General features: G+C 68.8%; 16 protein-coding genes. 14 read left to right on the forward strand and 2 right to left on the reverse strand.

The genetic code is table 11. From position 1 onward, the window contains the following. Window positions 1-201: 201 nt before the first annotated feature. Window positions 202-1,134, forward strand: a complete 933-nt coding sequence (locus MU449_RS13605; protein WP_244739136.1) for an NAD(P)-dependent oxidoreductase — start codon at window positions 202-204, stop codon at window positions 1,132-1,134. Here MU449_RS13605 and MU449_RS13610 read toward each other — a convergent pair. Next, the gene (locus MU449_RS13610; RefSeq protein ID WP_244739138.1) at window positions 1,125-1,898 is read right to left on the reverse strand and encodes a LamB/YcsF family protein; all 774 of its coding nucleotides are present in this window, start codon (window positions 1,896-1,898) and stop codon (window positions 1,125-1,127) included. The genes MU449_RS13605 and MU449_RS13610 overlap by 10 nt on opposite strands. A gap of 181 nt (window positions 1,899-2,079) precedes the next feature. Here MU449_RS13610 and MU449_RS13615 point away from each other — a divergent pair, with 181 nt between their 5' ends. The 9 genes from MU449_RS13615 to MU449_RS13655 are packed head-to-tail and all read left to right on the forward strand — an operon-like array spanning window position 2,080 to window position 10,173. Further along, window positions 2,080-3,072, forward strand: a complete 993-nt coding sequence (locus tag MU449_RS13615; protein ID WP_244739139.1) for a TRAP transporter substrate-binding protein — start codon at window positions 2,080-2,082, stop codon at window positions 3,070-3,072. A gap of 51 nt (window positions 3,073-3,123) precedes the next feature. Continuing rightward, window positions 3,124-3,669 (forward strand): TRAP transporter small permease subunit, encoded by a 546-nt coding sequence (locus MU449_RS13620; protein WP_244739140.1) that lies wholly within the window; start codon window positions 3,124-3,126, stop codon window positions 3,667-3,669. After that, complete coding sequence (locus MU449_RS13625; RefSeq protein ID WP_342345664.1) at window positions 3,669-4,970, forward strand: TRAP transporter large permease; 1,302 nt, start codon at window positions 3,669-3,671, stop codon at window positions 4,968-4,970. Before MU449_RS13620 ends, MU449_RS13625 begins: the two co-directional genes overlap by 1 nt. Window positions 4,971-4,973: 3 nt before the next feature. After that, window positions 4,974-5,633, forward strand: a complete 660-nt coding sequence (locus MU449_RS13630; RefSeq protein ID WP_244739142.1) for a GntR family transcriptional regulator — start codon at window positions 4,974-4,976, stop codon at window positions 5,631-5,633. Continuing rightward, a complete protein-coding gene (locus MU449_RS13635) occupies window positions 5,630-6,271 on the forward strand; it encodes a GntR family transcriptional regulator (RefSeq protein WP_244739143.1) in 642 nt (213 codons plus the stop codon). Before MU449_RS13630 ends, MU449_RS13635 begins: the two co-directional genes overlap by 4 nt. Before the next feature lie 2 nt (window positions 6,272-6,273). Next, window positions 6,274-6,996, forward strand: coding sequence for a 5-oxoprolinase subunit PxpB (gene pxpB / locus MU449_RS13640; RefSeq protein ID WP_244739144.1), 723 nt, complete (start codon window positions 6,274-6,276; stop codon window positions 6,994-6,996). Further along, entirely contained in the window at window positions 6,993-7,961 is a 969-nt protein-coding gene (locus MU449_RS13645; RefSeq protein WP_244739145.1) for a 5-oxoprolinase subunit C family protein, read from the forward strand. The genes pxpB and MU449_RS13645 overlap by 4 nt, the downstream gene beginning before the upstream one ends. Continuing rightward, window positions 7,958-8,905 carry an NAD(P)-dependent oxidoreductase gene (locus MU449_RS13650; RefSeq protein WP_244739147.1) on the forward strand — a complete coding sequence of 316 codons (948 nt, stop codon included), beginning with the start codon at window positions 7,958-7,960 and terminating at the stop codon, window positions 8,903-8,905. Before MU449_RS13645 ends, MU449_RS13650 begins: the two co-directional genes overlap by 4 nt. Continuing rightward, the gene (locus tag MU449_RS13655; RefSeq protein ID WP_244739148.1) at window positions 8,902-10,173 is read left to right on the forward strand and encodes a hydantoinase/carbamoylase family amidase; all 1,272 of its coding nucleotides are present in this window, start codon (window positions 8,902-8,904) and stop codon (window positions 10,171-10,173) included. The genes MU449_RS13650 and MU449_RS13655 overlap by 4 nt, the downstream gene beginning before the upstream one ends. Here MU449_RS13655 and MU449_RS13660 read toward each other — a convergent pair. Beyond that, window positions 10,134-11,030, reverse strand: coding sequence for a LysR family transcriptional regulator (locus tag MU449_RS13660; RefSeq protein ID WP_244739149.1), 897 nt, complete (start codon window positions 11,028-11,030; stop codon window positions 10,134-10,136). The two genes, MU449_RS13655 and MU449_RS13660, sit on opposite strands and share 40 nt — an antisense overlap. Window positions 11,031-11,143: 113 nt before the next feature. Between MU449_RS13660 and MU449_RS13665 the strand changes: the two genes are divergently transcribed. The 4 genes from MU449_RS13665 (at window position 11,144) to MU449_RS13680 (ending at window position 16,969) form a co-directional block, all read left to right on the forward strand. Next, the gene (locus MU449_RS13665; RefSeq protein ID WP_244739150.1) at window positions 11,144-12,223 is read left to right on the forward strand and encodes a 4-oxalomesaconate tautomerase; all 1,080 of its coding nucleotides are present in this window, start codon (window positions 11,144-11,146) and stop codon (window positions 12,221-12,223) included. 24 nt (window positions 12,224-12,247) lie between these two features. Beyond that, window positions 12,248-13,327 (forward strand): Bug family tripartite tricarboxylate transporter substrate binding protein, encoded by a 1,080-nt coding sequence (locus MU449_RS13670; RefSeq protein WP_244739151.1) that lies wholly within the window; start codon window positions 12,248-12,250, stop codon window positions 13,325-13,327. Window positions 13,328-13,353: 26 nt separating this feature from the next. Then, on the forward strand, window positions 13,354-15,300 hold the full coding sequence (locus MU449_RS13675) for a tripartite tricarboxylate transporter permease (protein WP_425310709.1): 1,947 nt from the start codon (window positions 13,354-13,356) through the stop codon (window positions 15,298-15,300). A 238-nt stretch (window positions 15,301-15,538) separates the two neighbouring features. Further along, window positions 15,539-16,969, forward strand: coding sequence for an amidohydrolase (locus MU449_RS13680; RefSeq protein WP_244739153.1), 1,431 nt, complete (start codon window positions 15,539-15,541; stop codon window positions 16,967-16,969). The last annotated feature ends 36 nt before the right edge of the window (window positions 16,970-17,005 follow it).

Genomic DNA, 17,005 nt, shown 5'->3' on the forward strand with positions numbered 1-17,005 from the left:
GCTCCCCCCTAGCCCCCTCAGTTGACATGTTTGTGACCTGTCATGCGCAATCTTGTGACAATGCGACCTTCGGGGGCCTTTGCCCGAACACCACACCGCACCTTGACGCGACGCGACGTGCCTCATACCCGAGGGATATCCTTTCACGCATGTCGGCCCTTTGCCGTGGCCCGCATCCGCCCCCGCACAACGGAGACCTTTATGACCTGCGACATTCTTTTCCGCGTGGAAGGCCCCGTCTATCGCGATCACCTTGCCCCGCATTTCACGGTTCACGACGCCTGGAACGGGGTGCACGATCTGCCTGACGATGTCCGGGCGCGCATTCGGACGGTCGTCACGAACGGCACGGTCGGCCTGACGGCCGCCGAGATGGACGCCCTTCCCGCCCTGGGGCTGATCAGCACGGTCGGGACGGGGTATGAGGCGGTGGACGTAGCGGCGGCGCGGGCGCGGGGCGTCGGCGTCACCCATGCGGCGGGGGTGAACGCCGTCGCCGTGGCCGAATACGGCATGGGTCTGATCATCGCCCTTGTCCGCAAGATCTGCGCCTTCGACCAGTCGGTTCGGCGCGGGGATTGGCGCGGCGATGTCGGCATGACTCCGCTTCTGTCCGGGCGGCGGCTTGGGATTTTCGGCATGGGGGGGATCGGCATCCGTCTGGCCAAGCTGGCGGAGGCGTTCGGGATGGAGGTCGCCTATTGCAGCCGTTCGGCCAAGGATGTGCCGTGGGCGCGGCATGACGATCTGCGCAGGCTGGCGGCGGCGGTCGATGTTCTGGTCATCGCCGCGCCGGGGGGGCCGGCCACCCATCACGCCGTGTCGGACGCGGTGCTGGATGCGCTGGGGCCGGAGGGGTATGTGGTGAACCTTGGCCGGGGGTCGATCATTCACACGCCGACGCTGGTGGCGGCCCTGAGCGCGGGCCGGATCGCGGGGGCGGCGCTGGACGTGTTCGAGGAGGAGCCGGACGTTCCCGCCGACCTGCGAGACCAACCCAACGTGATCCTGTCGCCCCATATCGCGGGGCTGGCGCTGGACGTGCAACGGATGAGTGCCGCGCTGATGAAGCGCAACATCGACGCCCATCTGGCGGGCACGGCGCTGGTCAGCCCCGTGCCCGATCAGGCCTGACGCCCGGCGAAGGACGCGACCGTCACGCCGTTGCCCGTCAGGGCCGCGCGCAGAGTGCGGGCCATCGTCACCGCGCCGGGCGTGTCGCCATGCACGCACAGCGTGGCCGCCTCCACCGGCAGATGCTTGCCGCCGGTCGTGGGAATGCGGTTGTTGAGCACCATCTCCAGCACCTGGTCGCGGCTTTGGTTCGGATCGTGGATGACCGCGCCCTCCACGCTGCGCGGCGTCAATTCGCCCCGGTCTGTATAGGTGCGGTCGGCAAACACTTCGCACACCACGCGCAGCCCGGCCTTTTCCGCCGCCGTGAACGTTTCGGAATAGGGGAGCGAGACGAAGGTCAGCCCCGGATCGACCGCCGCGACGGCGCGCGCGCACAGGGCGGCAAGGTCCGGGTCCACGGCCGCCATGTTGCCAAGGGCGCCGTGGGTCTTCACATGGGTCATCGGGTGGCCCTCCACCTCGGCCATGCCGCGAAAGGCCGCGATCTGATAGATGAGCTGCGCCTCCAGATCCTCGGGCCGTTCGCCGGAAATGCGCCGCCGCCCGAAACCGTAAAGGTCGGCAAAGGAGGGGTGCGCCCCCACGGCCACGCCCTTGTCGCGGGCCATCGCGATCGTCCGGCGCATGACCGACGGATCGCCCGCGTGAAACCCGCAGGCGATGTTGGCCGTGGTGACGATGTCAAGCATCGCCGCATCGTCCCCCATCGTCCAGGCGCCGAAGCTTTCGCCCATGTCGCAGTTCAAGTCGATTGTCCGCATATCGTTTCTTCCCTGATGAATTGGCGGGCAGATCACCTGAAATTGCCTGATGATCCATCTTTATCGTCGTTCCGGCAGGGGTCCTGCCCCCGCCGCCCGCGTCAATCGGATACGGCTGGTATACCGATAAATCAAGTTTTTCAAACCGCCGAATCTCGGTCACCAAACTTGCGGATGGGACATGACGCACGCATTGAAATCGACCCCGGTCCTTGCCGGACTTTTCGCACTGACGCTGGCCGCGCCGGCCATGGCCCAGACATCGTGGGACATGTCCGTCGTCTGGCCGGAGGGCAACTTCCACACCAAGAACGCGCAGACCTTTGCCGCGCGCGTGGCCGAGGTAACGGACGGGGATGTTGAGATCACCGTTCATTCGGGCGGGGCGCTTGGGATCAAGGGGCCGGAGGGCATGGCCGCCGTGCGCGACGGCATCGTGCCCATCGCCGACATTTTGATGAGCCAGCAGGTCGGCGAGAATCCGGCCCTTGGCGTCGAGGCGCTGCCCTTCCTCGCCCCCACGACGCAGGATCTGGCGCTGCTGCACAAATTCTATCGCCCGATGATCGAAAAGATCGCCGGAGAGATGAACCAGAAGCTCCTTTACATGACGCCTTGGCCTGGGCAGGCCGTCTATTCCCCCGGGCCGATCAACACGCTGGCCGACATCTCGGGCCTGAAGATCCGGGTGGTGGATGCCAACGGGCACGATTTCTTTGCGGCCCTTGGCGCGGCCCCCGTCCAGATGCCCTGGGGCGAGGTGGTCCCCTCGCTTGCCGCCGGGACGATCAACGGCGTGACCACCTCCTCCTCCTCCGGCGTGGACGGGGCGTTCTGGGAATTCCTGGACAACATGAGCACGTTCAACTGGCAGGCCTCGTCGAACATCGTGACCGTCAATCTGGACGAATGGTCCGCGCTGGACCCGGAGGATCAGGCCGCGATCGAGGCCGCCGCCGCCGATCTGGAAGGGCAGTTCTGGCTGAATTCCCGCGCCGAGGATGCCGCCAAGATCGCGGTGCTGGAGGAAAACGGGATGACGGTGACCGCCCCCTCGCCCGAATTGCGGGCCGAGCTTCTGGAGAAGGCGATGCCGCTGTGGGACGCCTACAAGGCCCGCGTGCCGGACGCGGCCCCGGTGATCGACGCCTATCTGTCGGCGCGCGACGACTGATCCGAACGCGGGGCCGGTCCGGCCCCGCCCACTGAACACCGGGGGGACATCATGCCGACCGACATCATCCATTCCACCCCCTCACCCGCGCGGGCGATCCTGCGCGGGATCGACGCGCTGACGGCGGGCGGCAACCTTCTGTCGGCCCTGTGCCTGCTGGCGATCTTCGGCTTCGTGGGGGCAGAGATCGTAATGCGCAACCTTGCCGGGGTTTCCGTGTCGTTTTCGTGGGATGTCGCCGCCTATCTGATGGGGGCCTGCTTTCTTCTGGCCTCGGCCAGCGCGTTGCGGGCGGGCACCCATGTGCGCGTCACCGCCCTGGCCGAGGTTCTGCCCCCCCGCGCGGCCTGGGCGCTTGATCTGGCCGCGGGGGTCATCGGTCTGGCCGTGACCGTGCTTCTGGTCTGGGCCCTGGGGCAGATGGCGTGGCTGTCGGGGATGCGGGGCTCGACCTCGCCCGGTGTGGTGCGCATTCCGCTGGTGGTGCCGCAGGGGGTTCTGACGCTGGGGGCCGCGCTTTTGTGCCTGCAGATGGCCGCCCAGGTGCTGCGGGTTCTGTCCGGCGAACGGTTGGCCGTGTCCGAGGGGTTGGAATGATGGGCGGTGTCGCAGTCTCCCTTCTGGGGTTCATGGGTCTGTTCCTTGGGGCCGGGGTGTGGATCGGGCTGGGTCTGGTGGCGGTTGCCGTCTCCCTTCTGATGCTGTTCCGCCCGGCGATGCCGTTCGAGAAGCTGTTGGCGCAACAGACGTTCAACACCCTGACCTCGCCCGAACTTCTGGCCCTGCCCTTGTTCATCCTGATGGCCGAGGTGCTGTTCCGCACCCGTCTGGCCGAGGCGCTGTTCACCGGCCTCGCCCCCTGGCTGCGCCGCGTTCCGGGGCGGCTGAACCACCTGACCGTCATGGGCTGCACGCTATTCGCCTCGGTCTGCGGATCGTCGGCGGCCACCACGGCCATGGTCGGGCGCATCACGGCCAAGGAACTGCTGGACCGCGGATACGACCGCGCGCTGGTCACCGGATCGCTGGCGGGGGCCGGCACGCTGGGCTTTCTGATCCCGCCCTCCACCATCATGATCATCTATGGCGTGATGGCCGAGGAATCGATCCTGCGCCTGTTCATGGCGGGCATCCTGCCGGGGATCATGATCGCCGCCGCCTATATGGGATATATCGCGTTCCGCGCCTGGCGGACGCCTGCGCTGGTGGGCGAGACGCCGCCCCCCACCACCTTGCGCGAAAAGATCCGCGCGCTGCGGGATCTGGGCCCGCTCCTTGTCCTCATCCTCGTAGTGATCGGGTCGATGTATGGCGGCATCGCCTCGCCGACCGAGGCGGCGGCGGTGGGGGTTGCGGGCGCCATCGGCATCGGGTTCTGGCAGCGCACGCTTGATCTGCGCGGCCTTCTGGGGGCGGCGCGGTCGGCGGCGGACAGCTGCGCGATGATCGGGCTGATCATGCTGGGCGCGATGTTTTTGTCCACGGCCATGGGCTATCTCGGTCTGCCCCGCTATATCGCGGCCACCATCGACGGCTGGGGCCTGTCGCCCTTCGTGCTGATCCTTGTGCTGCTGGTGTTCTATATCCTTCTGGGCATGGTGATGGAGGGTTTGGGCATCATCGTCATGACCTTGCCCATCACCCTTCCGCTGATCGAGGCGGCGGGGTATAGCAAGATCTGGTTCGGGATTTTCGTGGTGATCGTGATCGAGATGGCCCAGATATCGCCGCCCGTCGGCTTCAACCTGACGGTCATTCAGCGGCTGACGGGGGACAGCATCGGGCGCATCACCCGCGCCACCGCCCCGTTCTTTGCGATCCTGGCCGCGTTCGTCGTCCTGATCGCGGTGTTCCCCGGGTTGGTGGAGATCGTCCCGAACATGATGGCGGGCCGCTGACCGATGCCCGCCCCGTCCCGAGGTCTGGCCGCCGAGGCCTATCGCCGGATCACCGACATGATCCTGCGCGGCACCCTGCCCATGGGCGCACCGCTGCAAGAGGCCCGGCTGGGCGCCGCCCTTGGCATGTCGCGCACCCCCGTCCGCGAGGCGATCGCCCGGATCGAAAGCGAGGGGCTGGCCCTGCGCCACGGGCGCATCCTGCGGGTCGGCGATCTGACCCCGGCCGAGGTGGAGGGGATCTTCGTCCTGCGGCTGGACCTCGAACCCTTCGCGGCCGAGGGGGCGACCGGCCTGCCCGCCGCTCGTCTGGACGCGATGGAGGCGCGGGTCCGCGCCCTTCTCGACGCCCGCTCGGCCGAGGATCTGTGGGCGGTGGACAACGATTTCCACGCGATGCTGGCCGGGGCCGCGAACAACCGTGCGGTGGCCGAGGTCATCGCCGATCTGCGCCGCCGCACGACGATGTTCGACCATGCGCAGGTGCCCGACCGCTATCGGTTGGGGTGCGAGGAACATCTGGGCATTCTGGACGCCCTGCGCGCGGGCGACGGGGCGGAGGCGGCCGCGCGGATGCGCGCGCATCTGGAACGGGCCCGCGACGCCATCCTAGCCCGTATGCGCGAGGTGCGGGCGCACGGCCCCGAAGGACGGCCCGCATGACGGTGGACGCCCCGGTCGCCCTCTCGCAGCTTGCCTATCACCACCTCAAGCGCGGGATCCTGAACGGCGACATCCCCGCCGACACGATCCTGAGCGAGCGCGCGCTGGCCGAGAACGCGGGCCTGTCCCGCACCCCCCTGCGCAGCGCGATCACCCGGCTGGAGCGGGAGGGCGTGGTCGGGCGCATGTCGAACGGCGCGCTGATGGTCCGCTCGGTCAGCGCCGATCACCTGCTGGAAATCGTGGCCCTGCGCCAGATCGTCGAAGGCACGGCGGCGGCGCGGGCGGCGACCTTCGGCATGACCCCCGCCCTGACCCGCGTGCGGGACGAAATGGCGGCCGCCCTGACCGGGGCGGATCAGGGCTTCGATCCCTTCTGGGACATGGACACGCGGTTTCACGACGCGGTGGCCCACGCCTCCCGCCTGCGCGCGCTGCCCGCGATACTGGCGGGCCAGCGCGCCATTGCCCGGCGCTGCACCATCACCCGCCAGCACGACCGGTTCGACGATCAGCTGCGCGAACATCTGGCGGTGGTGGAGGCGATCGCCGCGCGCGACCCGGATGCGGCGCGCGCGGCGATGACCGTCCATTTCGCGCATGTCAAAGCGCGGTTTCTGGCGTGGTTGGGGCGATAGGCATGGCGCAATTCCGGGCCCTGCCCTGCGGCGATCAGGCCATAAGCTTCGAATTCGCGGACCGTATCGACGCGGGCGTCAACCGCCGCGTCATCGCCCTGGCCCGCGCGCTGAAGGATGCGGACCTGCCCGGCGTGACCGATTGCGTGCCGACCTACCGCGCGCTTCTTGTCCGCTATGACCCGCTGATCCTGCGGGGGGCCGATCTGGAACGGCGCGTGGAGGGTTTGGCCACCGCCCTGCCCGAGGACAGCGCCCCGGGCCGGATCTGGAACGTTCCCGTCCATTACGGCGGAGAGGCGGGGATGGACCTGCACGACCTTGCCGCGGAAAAGGGCCTGACCGTGCCGGAGCTGATCGCCCTGCACGGCTCCGTCGCCTTCCGGGTGTTCATGATCGGCTTTGCGCCCGGCTTCGCCTATCTGGGCGGTCTGCCCGACATCCTGCACACCCCCCGCCTGAAGGTGCCGCGCCAGCGCATTCCGGCGGGCGCGGTCGGGATCGGGGGGCAGCAGGCCAGCATCAGTTCGGTCGCCGGTCCGTCGGGATGGCGGTTTCTGGGCGCCACCCCCGTCCGGCTGTTCGATCCGGGCCAGGATCCGGCCATCCTGATCGCGGCGGGCGATACCGTGCGGTTCCACGCCATCGACGCCGACACCTTCGCGGCCATGGCCGCACGGGCCGCCGCCGGCGATCCCCTTCTGGCCGCCGAGGGCGCGGCATGATCGAGGTCGTGACCCCCGGCCCGATGCTGACCGTGCAGGATGCGGGCCGGTTCGGCCTGCGCCATGCCGGCATCTCCTCCGCCGGGCCGATGGACCGCCCGGCCCATGCGCTGGCCAATGTCCTTGTCGGAAACGCCCCCACGGCGGCGGCGCTGGAATTCGCGGGGTTCGGGGGCACGTTCCGCGCGCATGTCGCCTGCCGGATCGCGGTGGGCGGCACCGTCCCCCTGCGCATCGACGGCGCGGACATGGACCCCGCCCGCGCCCATCGGCTGGAGGCGGGGTCCACCCTCACCCTCGGGCCGATGCCGGATGCGGTCTGGGGCTATCTGGCCGTGTCGGGCGGGATCGACGTGCCGCCGGTGCTGGGATCGCGGTCCACCCATCTGCGCACCGGCGTGGGCGGCGGGACGTTGCGCGCGGGCCAGCATCTGCCCTTGGGCCCGTTCGATCCGCGCGCGCCCTGCCTTGCGCCCTTCCGCCCACTGCCGGACCGGGCGGGCCGCGTGATCCGCGCGGTTCCCGGGCCGCAAAGCGACCTTTTCGCCCCCGATGTCGTGGCGCGGTTCTTCGCCCAGACCTTCACCGTCGCCCCGGCGCGCGACCGCATGGCGATGACGCTGGCGGGCGATCCGCTGCCCGCGCGCCACGGCCACGACATCGTGTCGGACGGAACCGTCGCGGGATCGGTGCAGATCCCGGGGTCGGGCCAGCCGCTGGTGCTGATGGCCGAAAGCCAGACCACCGGCGGCTATCCCAAGATGGCGACCGTGATCGGCGCGGACCTGCCGCGTCTTGCGCAACTGCCCACCGGCGCGACCTTCCGGTTCGCCCCCGTCACCCGCGACGCGGCCGAGGATATCTGGGCCGCCCATTGCCGGGCGCTGGCCCGCACGCTCCACCCGCTGCGGGTCTGCATCGCCCGCCGCCGCCCCGTTTCCGCCAACGTGCAAGGATCGCCATGAAGTGCCTTATTGTTCAGCCCATCCATCCTGAAGGGCTGGCCCGCCTGCGCGCCCACGGGATCGAACCTGTCGCCGCACCCAGCCCCGACATGGCGGATGTGGCCGCGGCCATCGGTCCGTGCGCCGCCGTGATCACCCGCGACAAGGGGCTGTCCGACACGGCCATCGCCGCCGCCCCGCATCTGCGCGTCATCTCGGTCCATGGCACGGGCCATGACGCGGTGGACAAGGGGGCGGCGTCGGAGCGGGGGATCGTGGTCTGCAACGTGCCGGGGGCCAATGCGCGCTCGGTCGCGGAACTGGCGCTTGGTCTGGCGCTGGCGGCGGCGCGGGGAATCGCGGGCGGGGATCGGGCCGAACGGTCGGGCAGGCCGGGCTTTCGCGAAAGCGCGCGCTTTGCCGAACTGCATGGAAAGACCGCCCTCATCGTCGGCTGGGGCGCCATCGGGCGCGAGCTGGGCCGGATGCTGGATCTGGCCTTCGGGATGCGGGTTCTGGTGCATTCCCCCCGCGCCACGGATGTCGGCGGCCATACCCGCGTCGGGCTTGAGGAGGGGTTGGCCGAGGCCGATCTCATCTCGCTCCACACCCCGATGCGGCCCGAGACGCATCACATGATGAACGCCGCCCGCTTTGCGGTGACGAAGGCCGGGGCCATTCTGGTCAACACCGCGCGTCAGGGTCTGGTGGATGAACGGGCGCTGGCGGATGCGCTGCGCAGCGGGCGGATCGCGGCGGCGGGCCTCGACACCTATGAACACGGGGCGGCGACCGGGCCGCTGTCGGGCCTTCCGGTGGTGTTCACGCCGCATCTGGGCGCCACCACCGACGAGGCGTTGATCCGCGTCGCGACCCGTGCGGTCGATCATGTGATCGCGGCCCTTGCCGGACATCGCCCGGACACGACCGTCAATGCAGGCGCGTTGGACGCGCTGACCGCATGACCGTCATCCGCACCACCCTCGACCGCGTTCTGGCGCGCATCAACGCCATCGGCCGGGACGGCGCGGGCTGGACCCGGCCCTCCTACTCCGCGCTGGAAACCGCCGCCCATGACGTCGTGGCCGAGGAGGCCACCGCCCTGGGCCTTGCCGTTCACCGCGACGCGGCCGGAAACCTGTTCGCCCGCCTGCCCGGTCGGGACCGCACCGCCCCCGCGATCCATGTGGGATCCCACCTCGACACGGTGGCGCAAGGCGGGGCCTTTGACGGGCAGGCCGGGGTGGCGGGGGGGCTGGCCCTGATCGCAGCCCTGAAGGCCGACGGACGCGTGCCCCCGGTGGACATCGTCCTGACCGTCACCCGGGCCGAGGAGAGCGTCTGGTTTCCCGCCTCCTATCTTGGGTCGCGGGCGCTCTTGGGCCGCTGGACCCGCGCCGATCTGGAGGTGCGGCGCAGCGACACGGGCCGCACGCTGGCCGACCACATGCGCGATCTGGGCCTCGATCCCGAGGCCGCGTTGCAAACCGCCCCGCCCCCGCCCGCCCGCTTCGTCGAACTGCACATCGAACAGGGGCCGGTCCTGCACAAGGCGGGCGAAAGCCATGCCATCGTGACGGGCGTGCGGGGCGGATTTCGCCACCGCGCCGCGCGCATCCAAGGCATCTGGGCCCATTCGGGCGGCGCGCCGCGCGCGGACCGGGCCGATGCCGTGTTCGCCCTGGCCGATCTGGTGCACGCGATGGACGCCGAATGGGGCCAAATGCTGGCGGCGGGCGACGATCTGGCCGTGACCTTCGGCATCGTGGACGCCGCCGGGCCGCAGCACGCCATGGCCAAGGTTCCGGGCGCGGCGGGGTTTTGCGTCGACCTGCGGTCCGACCGGGAGGAGGTGCTGGAGCGCGCGCATGGCCGCCTTCTGGATCATGTGGCGCGGATCGAGGCCGCCCGCCCCGGCATCCGTTTCGATCTGGGGGCGGAAAGCCGATCCACCCCCGTCGCCCTGTCGCGGGCATGGCAGGAGGATCTGTCCCGCGCCGCCGGGGGCACCCTGCGGGCCATGCCGTCGGGGGGGGGCCACGACGCGGCTGCCTTTGCCGCCGCCGGGTGGGATGCGACCATGCTGTTCATCCGCAACTGGAACGGCAGCCATTGCCCCGAGGAGGGGATGGACCCCGCCGACCTTGCCCTTGCGGTCGGAACCCTGCGCGACGCCATCCTTGAAGACCCCCGTCACCCCTCCGCCTGCCAGCGCGACAGCAGCATCCCATAGAACTGCTCCGCCGCCGGAGAGCGGGAGGAGCCGGGCACCCGCACGATGCCCACCGTGCGCGTGACCTCGGGCGCGACCAGCGGAATGGCCGCGATGGTGGGATGCTGATCCCCCGGAAGGGACATGCGGGGCAACGCGGCCACCCCCAGCCCCGCATCCACCAGACCCAGCGAGGTCGAGAGGTGCTGCACCTCGAAGAACGGGCGGGGGCGCACCTCGGCCCTGGCCAGCGCAAGGTCCATGATCAGCCGGTTGCCGCTGGTCCGCCCCACGGTGATGAACCGGTGATCGGCCAGTTCGTCCCAACTGACCGAGGCGCGCCCAGCCAGCGGATGGTCGCGGCGGCAGGCCAGAAGGAACGGCTCCTCCACCAGGGGGTCGAAGGCCACGTCCGGGTCGTCGGCCCCCAGAAGGGTGATGCCGAAATCCACCTCGCGGTTCAGGACGCTTTGCAGAACCTCGTTCGCGCCCACATCCACGATCCGAAACCGGATGGAGGGATAGTCCTTCGTGAACGCGCTCATCACCTCGGGCAGGAAGTAATAGGCGGCGGTGGGAATGCAGGCGATGCTGACCAGGCCCGACCGCTTGGCCGCAATCTCGCGCACGGACAAAAGCGAGGTTTCCAGATCGTCCAGCAGGCGCCGCGCGCGGGGCAGGAAGTCCCGCCCCACGGCCGTCAGGGACACCCGCCGCGTGGTGCGTTCCAGCAGGGCCACGCCCAACGACGCCTCCAGCTTCTGGATCCGGCGGGTCAGTGCGGGCTGGGACAGGTGGATGATGTCCGCCGCCGCGCGAAAGCTTTGGGTATCCGCCGTGGCGACGAAGGCGCGAAGATCCTCGAGGTCGATATTCATGCACACCACGCAATAAACGTTCCGATAGTTGCATTTCCCTCATATCGCGTCGTCTGGCAAGCAGGTTCGGGAAGAGCAGAGGCCCCGAGGCCTCAAGCCGGAGGACACCGATCTTGCGCAAGATTCCATGCGTTCTGATGCGCGGCGGCACGTCGCGCGGCCCATTCTTTTTGTCTGACGACCTGCCGGACGATGCGACCGAACGCGACGCGATCCTGGTTTCGGCCATGGGATCGGGCCACCCGTTGCAGATCGACGGGATCGGCGGGGGCAATCCGCTGACCAGCAAGGTGGCGATCGTGGGGCGCAGTGCGCGGCCCGATGCCGATGTGGATTACCTGTTCGCGCAGGTGAACGTCACGCGGGCGCTGGTCGATACCGCCCCGAACTGCGGCAACATGCTGGCGGCTGTCGGCCCCTTCGCGATCGAACGGGGGCTGGTCACGGCCACAGACCCCGAAACCACTCTGACCATTTTCAACGTCAACACCGGCAAGCGCATTCAGGCGATCGTCCAGACCCCCGGCGGCATCGTCAATTACGAGGGCGACACCGCCATCGCGGGCGTGCCGGGCACGGCGGCCCCCGTGCGTCTGGCCTTTCTGGATGCTGCAGGGTCCAAGACGGGCAAACTTCTGCCCACCGACGCCGCGCGCGATACCGTGGACGGGATCGAGGTCACGCATTTCGATATGGCGGTGGCCGCCCTTCTGGCGCCCGCCGAGGCGTTCGGCAAGACCGGGCAGGAGACGCCCGCCGATCTGGATGCCGACCGCGACTTCATGGCGCGGCTGGAGCGGGTTCGGCTGGAATCGGGCCGCCGCATGGGCCTTGGGGACGTGACGGATATGGTCATCCCCAAGCCGATCCTGCTGTCCCGCCCGACGGATGGCGCAACCATCACCGCGCGGTATTTCATGCCGCACGCCTGCCATACGGCGGTCGCGATCACCGGCGCGGTCTGCATCGCGTCGGCCTGCTGCACGCCGGGAACGGTGGCGCATGATCTGGCGGACCTGCCCGAACCGGATGCCGAAGGCCGCCGTCGGCTTGTCATCCGCCATCCCTCCGGCGAAACGCCGGTGGAGATCGAGCAGGATCCCGCGACGGGGGAGGTCACGCGCGCCATGGTCATTCGCACGGCGCGCCGCCTGTTCGACGGCTTTGTCCATGTCCGCGACCACGTCGCCTGAGAATTTACCGAGGAGGAGAGAACGATGACCACCCTATTCAAACCGATCCGCGCCCTGATGCTGTGCGCGACCGCCGCCCTGCCGCTGTCCGCCACGGCGCAGGATTTCGCGGGGGAAACCGTCGAATGGACCATTCCGTTCGGCGTGGGCGGCGGCACCGACGTCTGGGCGCGGTTCTTTGCCCCGCAACTGAGCCAGACGCTGCCGGGCAACCCCACCGTGATCGTGCTGAACGTGCCGGGGGGCGGGTCCATCACCGGGGCGAACCAGTTCCACGCGCGCGCGACGGATGACGGTCTGTCGATCCTCGGCACCTCCGCCTCCACCCAGTATCCGGCGATCCTGGGCGATCCGCGCGTGCGCTACGACTATGCCGACTGGACAGCGGTTCTGGCCTCGCCCACCGGCGGCGTCGTCTATGCCGATCCGAAATACGGCGTGACCGGCGCGGACGGGATCGACACCCTGCGCGCGCAGGAAATCCGCTTTGCAAGCCAGGGTGCCACCGCGCTGGAAATGCCGGTCCTGCTGGCCCTGAAGATGCTGGAGCTGAACATCCGTCCGGTCTTCGGCATGGAAAGCCGCGGCGCGGGCCGTCTGGCGTTCGAGCGGGGCGAGGCCGGGATCGATTTCCAGACCGCGTCGGCCTATCTCAACAGCGTTGTGCCGCTGGTGGAAAGCGGCAAGGCCGTGCCGCTGTTCTCCATGGGGGTCGTGGATGCCGACGGCAACGTCAGCCGCGATCCGTCCTTCCCCGATGTGCCGACCTTCGTGGAATTCTACGAACAGGCCATGGGCGCGCCGCCCGAGGGGCAATCGTTCGAGGCGTGGAAGGCGCTGATGATCGCCGGCTATTCCCTGCAGAAGATGATCGTGCTGCCCAAGGACGTGCCGGAGGAGGTTCTGGCCGCCTATACCGACGCCGCGCACAAGATCGTCGAGGCGCCCGATTTCCGCGAACGCGCGGGCGAAGAGATCGGCGTTTACGACCAGCTTGTCGGCGAGGAGGCCAACACCGCCCTTCAGAACGCGCTGACGGTCGATGAGGACATTCGCACCTTCCTGACCGACTGGCTGTCCGAAGATTACAACGTCCGCTTCTGAGTGGACGACAAAGGGGGGAGATGACGATGTTCGATGTTGCGCTTTCCGCGCTTGGGCAGGTGATGACGGTCGGTCACCTGTCGTTTCTGGTGCTCGGCGTGATGGTCGGGCTGATCGTGGGGATCCTGCCCGGTCTGGGCGGGATCGCGGGGATGTCGATCCTCCTCCCCTTCCTTTACGGGATGGAGCCGACGGCCGCCCTGGGGATGCTGATCGGCATGGTGGCCGTGATCCCCACGGGCGACACCTTCACCTCGGTCATGATGGGCATTCCCGGATCCAGCGCCAGTCAGGCGACGGTGCTGGACGGGTTCCCCATGGCCAAACGCGGCGAGGCGGCGCGCGCGCTGTCCGCCGCCTTCACCAGTTCGCTTCTGGGCGGGATCATCGGGGCGATTGTTCTGTCCTTCGCCATCGTGATCGCGCGGCCGCTGGTCCTTGGTTTTTCCTCGGCCGAACTGTTCATGCTGACCCTGTTCGGCCTGTCGATGGTGGCCGTCTTGTCGGGGCGAAGCCTGACCAAGGGCATCGCCGCGGCGGGTCTGGGTCTTGTCATCGGCGCGATCGGCACGGCCCCCGCCACGGGCGAGGCGCGGATGACGTTGGGCATCGACTATCTTTATGACGGCGTGCCGCTGGTCGTGGTGGCGATGGGCCTGTTCGCCATCCCCGAGATCATCGACCTTCTGAAACGCGGCACCGCCATTTCCGACAGCACCCCCTTGGGCGGCGGCTGGACGAAGGGGCTGCGCGACGTGCTGTCCCATCCGTGGCTGGTCGCGCGTTGCGCCAGCCTCGGCTGCGTCATCGGCGCGCTTCCGGGCCTGGGCGGCGCGGTGGTGGACTGGATCGCCTACAGCCATGTGGTGCAGACCAGCCGCGACCGCAGCCAGTTCGGCAAGGGCGACGTGCGCGGCGTGATCGCACCGGAATCGGCCAACAACGCCTGTCAGGGCGGAGCGCTGGTCCCCACCCTTCTGTTCGGTGTGCCAGGCTCGGGCGCGATGGCGGTGTTTCTGGGCGGCATGGTCCTTCTGGGCATCCAGCCCGGCGTGACCATGGTCGAAACCCGTCTGGACCTGACCTACACGATCATCTGGTCGCTGGCTTTGGCCAACGTCGTCGGCGCGGGTCTGTGCGTGATGCTCGCGCGCTATGTCGCGCGGCTGACGCAGGTGCCCTTCGTGCTGCTGGCCCCGTTCATGCTGATGATCGCGATGTTCGCGGCGTTCCAGGCCTTCCGCTCGATGGAGGATCTGGTGGCGTTGATCGTGATGGGGGTCGTGGGCGTCTATATGCGCCGGTTCGGCTGGCCCCGCCCGGCGCTGCTGATCGGCTTCGTGCTGGCGGCAGGGGCAGAGAACTACCTGTATCAGGCGGTGCAATTCTATGGCAACGAATGGATGCTGCGCCCCGGCGTCATCATCATCGCGCTGATCACCGTGGTTTCGGTGTTCCTCGGCCTGCGCTTTGGCGCGGGCGTGTCGAGCGAGGGGGACAGCGACGTCACCGATCAGCAGACGCGCGGCCGTCAGATGGCCTTTGCCGGGTTGCTGATCGTCGTGGCGGCCTTCTGCATCTATGAGGCGGTGGGCCTCAGCTTCCTCGGCATGATCTTCCCGCTGATCATCGGCATCCTGGCGCTGGCCGGGGCCGTGGGGGTGGCCTTCCGCATCCGGCAGGGGCGCGTGTCCGAAATCCACGACGACGACGCGACCGCTGCGGTGGAAGGGCGCTGGTCGGGGCGGGAGACCTATCTTGCCGTCTTTGCCGCGCTGGTGGCGCTGGTCTGGATCATCGGCTTCATTCCGGCGATGGCGGTGTTCTTCCCGACCTTCCTGATCGTGGCCGGGAAAACGCGCCCGCTTCTGGCCGCGGCGCTGACCGCAGGGGCCGTCGCCTTCATCTGGGGCATCACCTGGGCCATGACCCTGCGCCTGCCGCAAGGGCTGATCCTGCCCCTGCTGCAATAAGGCGATCTTGCACCGGGGGCGTTCCGCGCCCGGTGAAACCGGGTCCATGAAGGGATGAAGGCGTGACCACCCACGCCCATTTTTTCACCTTCGGATCCGCCCCCCCTTTCCTACCCTGCGCCAGCGCCAACCCCCGCTGCCAATTCCCCTGTGGAATAGTTTCGTCACGATTCGTCATTGGACAGCGCGCCCCCCCCTGTCGAACGCTGGAGACATCACGTTCACAGGGAAACGACCCATGCAAAACAGCGATCCGATCTGGTCCCATGTCGAGGATCATCGCGACGATCTCGTCGGTCTGGCCGACCGCGTCTGGGGGATGCCGGAACTGCTTTATGCCGAATACCGATCCTGCGCGGAACATGCGGCGATGCTGCGCGACAAGGGCTTTGCCGTCACCGAAGAGGTGGCGGGCATTCCCACCGCGGTGATGGGCGAGGCGGGGTCGGGCGGGCCGGTCATCGCGATCCTTGGCGAATACGACGCCCTGCCGGGGCTGAGCCAGGTCGCGGGCATCGCGGAACCCCGTCCCGACACGGTGGGCGGCGCGGGCCATGGCTGCGGGCACAACCTTCTGGGGTCGGCCGCACTTCTGGCGGCCTGCGCGCTGAAGGATTGGCTGGCCGCCACCGGCACGCCGGGGCGCGTGCGCTACTACGGCTGCCCGGCCGAGGAAGGGGGGGCGGCCAAGGCCTTCATGGTGCGCGACGGCGCGTTCGACGGCGTGGACGCCGCGATCACATGGCACCCCGCCACGATGACCAAGGTGGACGAGGCCGAGAGCTTGGCCAACACCCGCATGGATTTCACCTTCACCGGCCGCGCCAGCCACGCCGCCGCCGCCCCGCATCTGGGCCGCTCCGCATTGGACGCCGCCGAACTGATGGCGGTGGGCGTGAACTATCTGCGCGAGCACGTCCCGCAGGAAAGCCGCATCCACTACGCCTATCTGGATGCGGGCGGCACCGCGCCCAATGTGGTGCAGGCGCGCACCAAGGTCCGCTATGCCATCCGCTCCACCACCCTGGCCGGGATGCTGGCGCTGAACGAACGGGTGAAGAAGATCGCGAACGGCGCGGCGATGATGACCGAAACGCAGGTCGACATCTCCATCATGTCCGCCGTGTCCAACATGCTGGGCAACACCCCGCTGGAGGAGGCGATGCAGGCCGCGATGGACGATCTGGGTGGCGTCGATTTCGACGAGGCCGACCGCGCCTATGCCGCCGAGATCCAGAAGACGCTGAACGCCGAGGACATCGCCGCCTGCTACAAGGCCAACGGCCTGAAGGTGCGGACGGACGAGGCGCTGTGCGATTACGTCGTGCCGATGGCGAACCGGGGCGCCAAGATGATGGGATCGACCGACGTGGCCGACGTGTCGTGGAAGGTGCCGCTGGTGCAGGCCCGCGTGTCCACCGTGGCCATCGGCACACCGGCGCACAGCTGGCAGATCACCGCGCAGGGCAAATCCCCCGCCGCGCACAAGGGCATGACCTATGCCGCCAAGATCATGGGCGCGGTGGCCCGCCGCCTGATGACCGACGCCGACCTTCTGGCCCGCGCCCGGCGCGACCATGCCGACCGGCTGGCGGCCGACCCCTATGTCTGCCCGATCCCGGACGACGTGCGCCCGCCGCTGCAACCCCGCCCATTCGCCGCCGAATAAGCCGGATCAACCGGCCTTCATCATCAACAGGGAAAC

It is taken from the genome of Falsirhodobacter halotolerans (assembly GCF_022899245.1).
GTDB lineage: Bacteria > Pseudomonadota > Alphaproteobacteria > Rhodobacterales > Rhodobacteraceae > Falsirhodobacter > Falsirhodobacter halotolerans.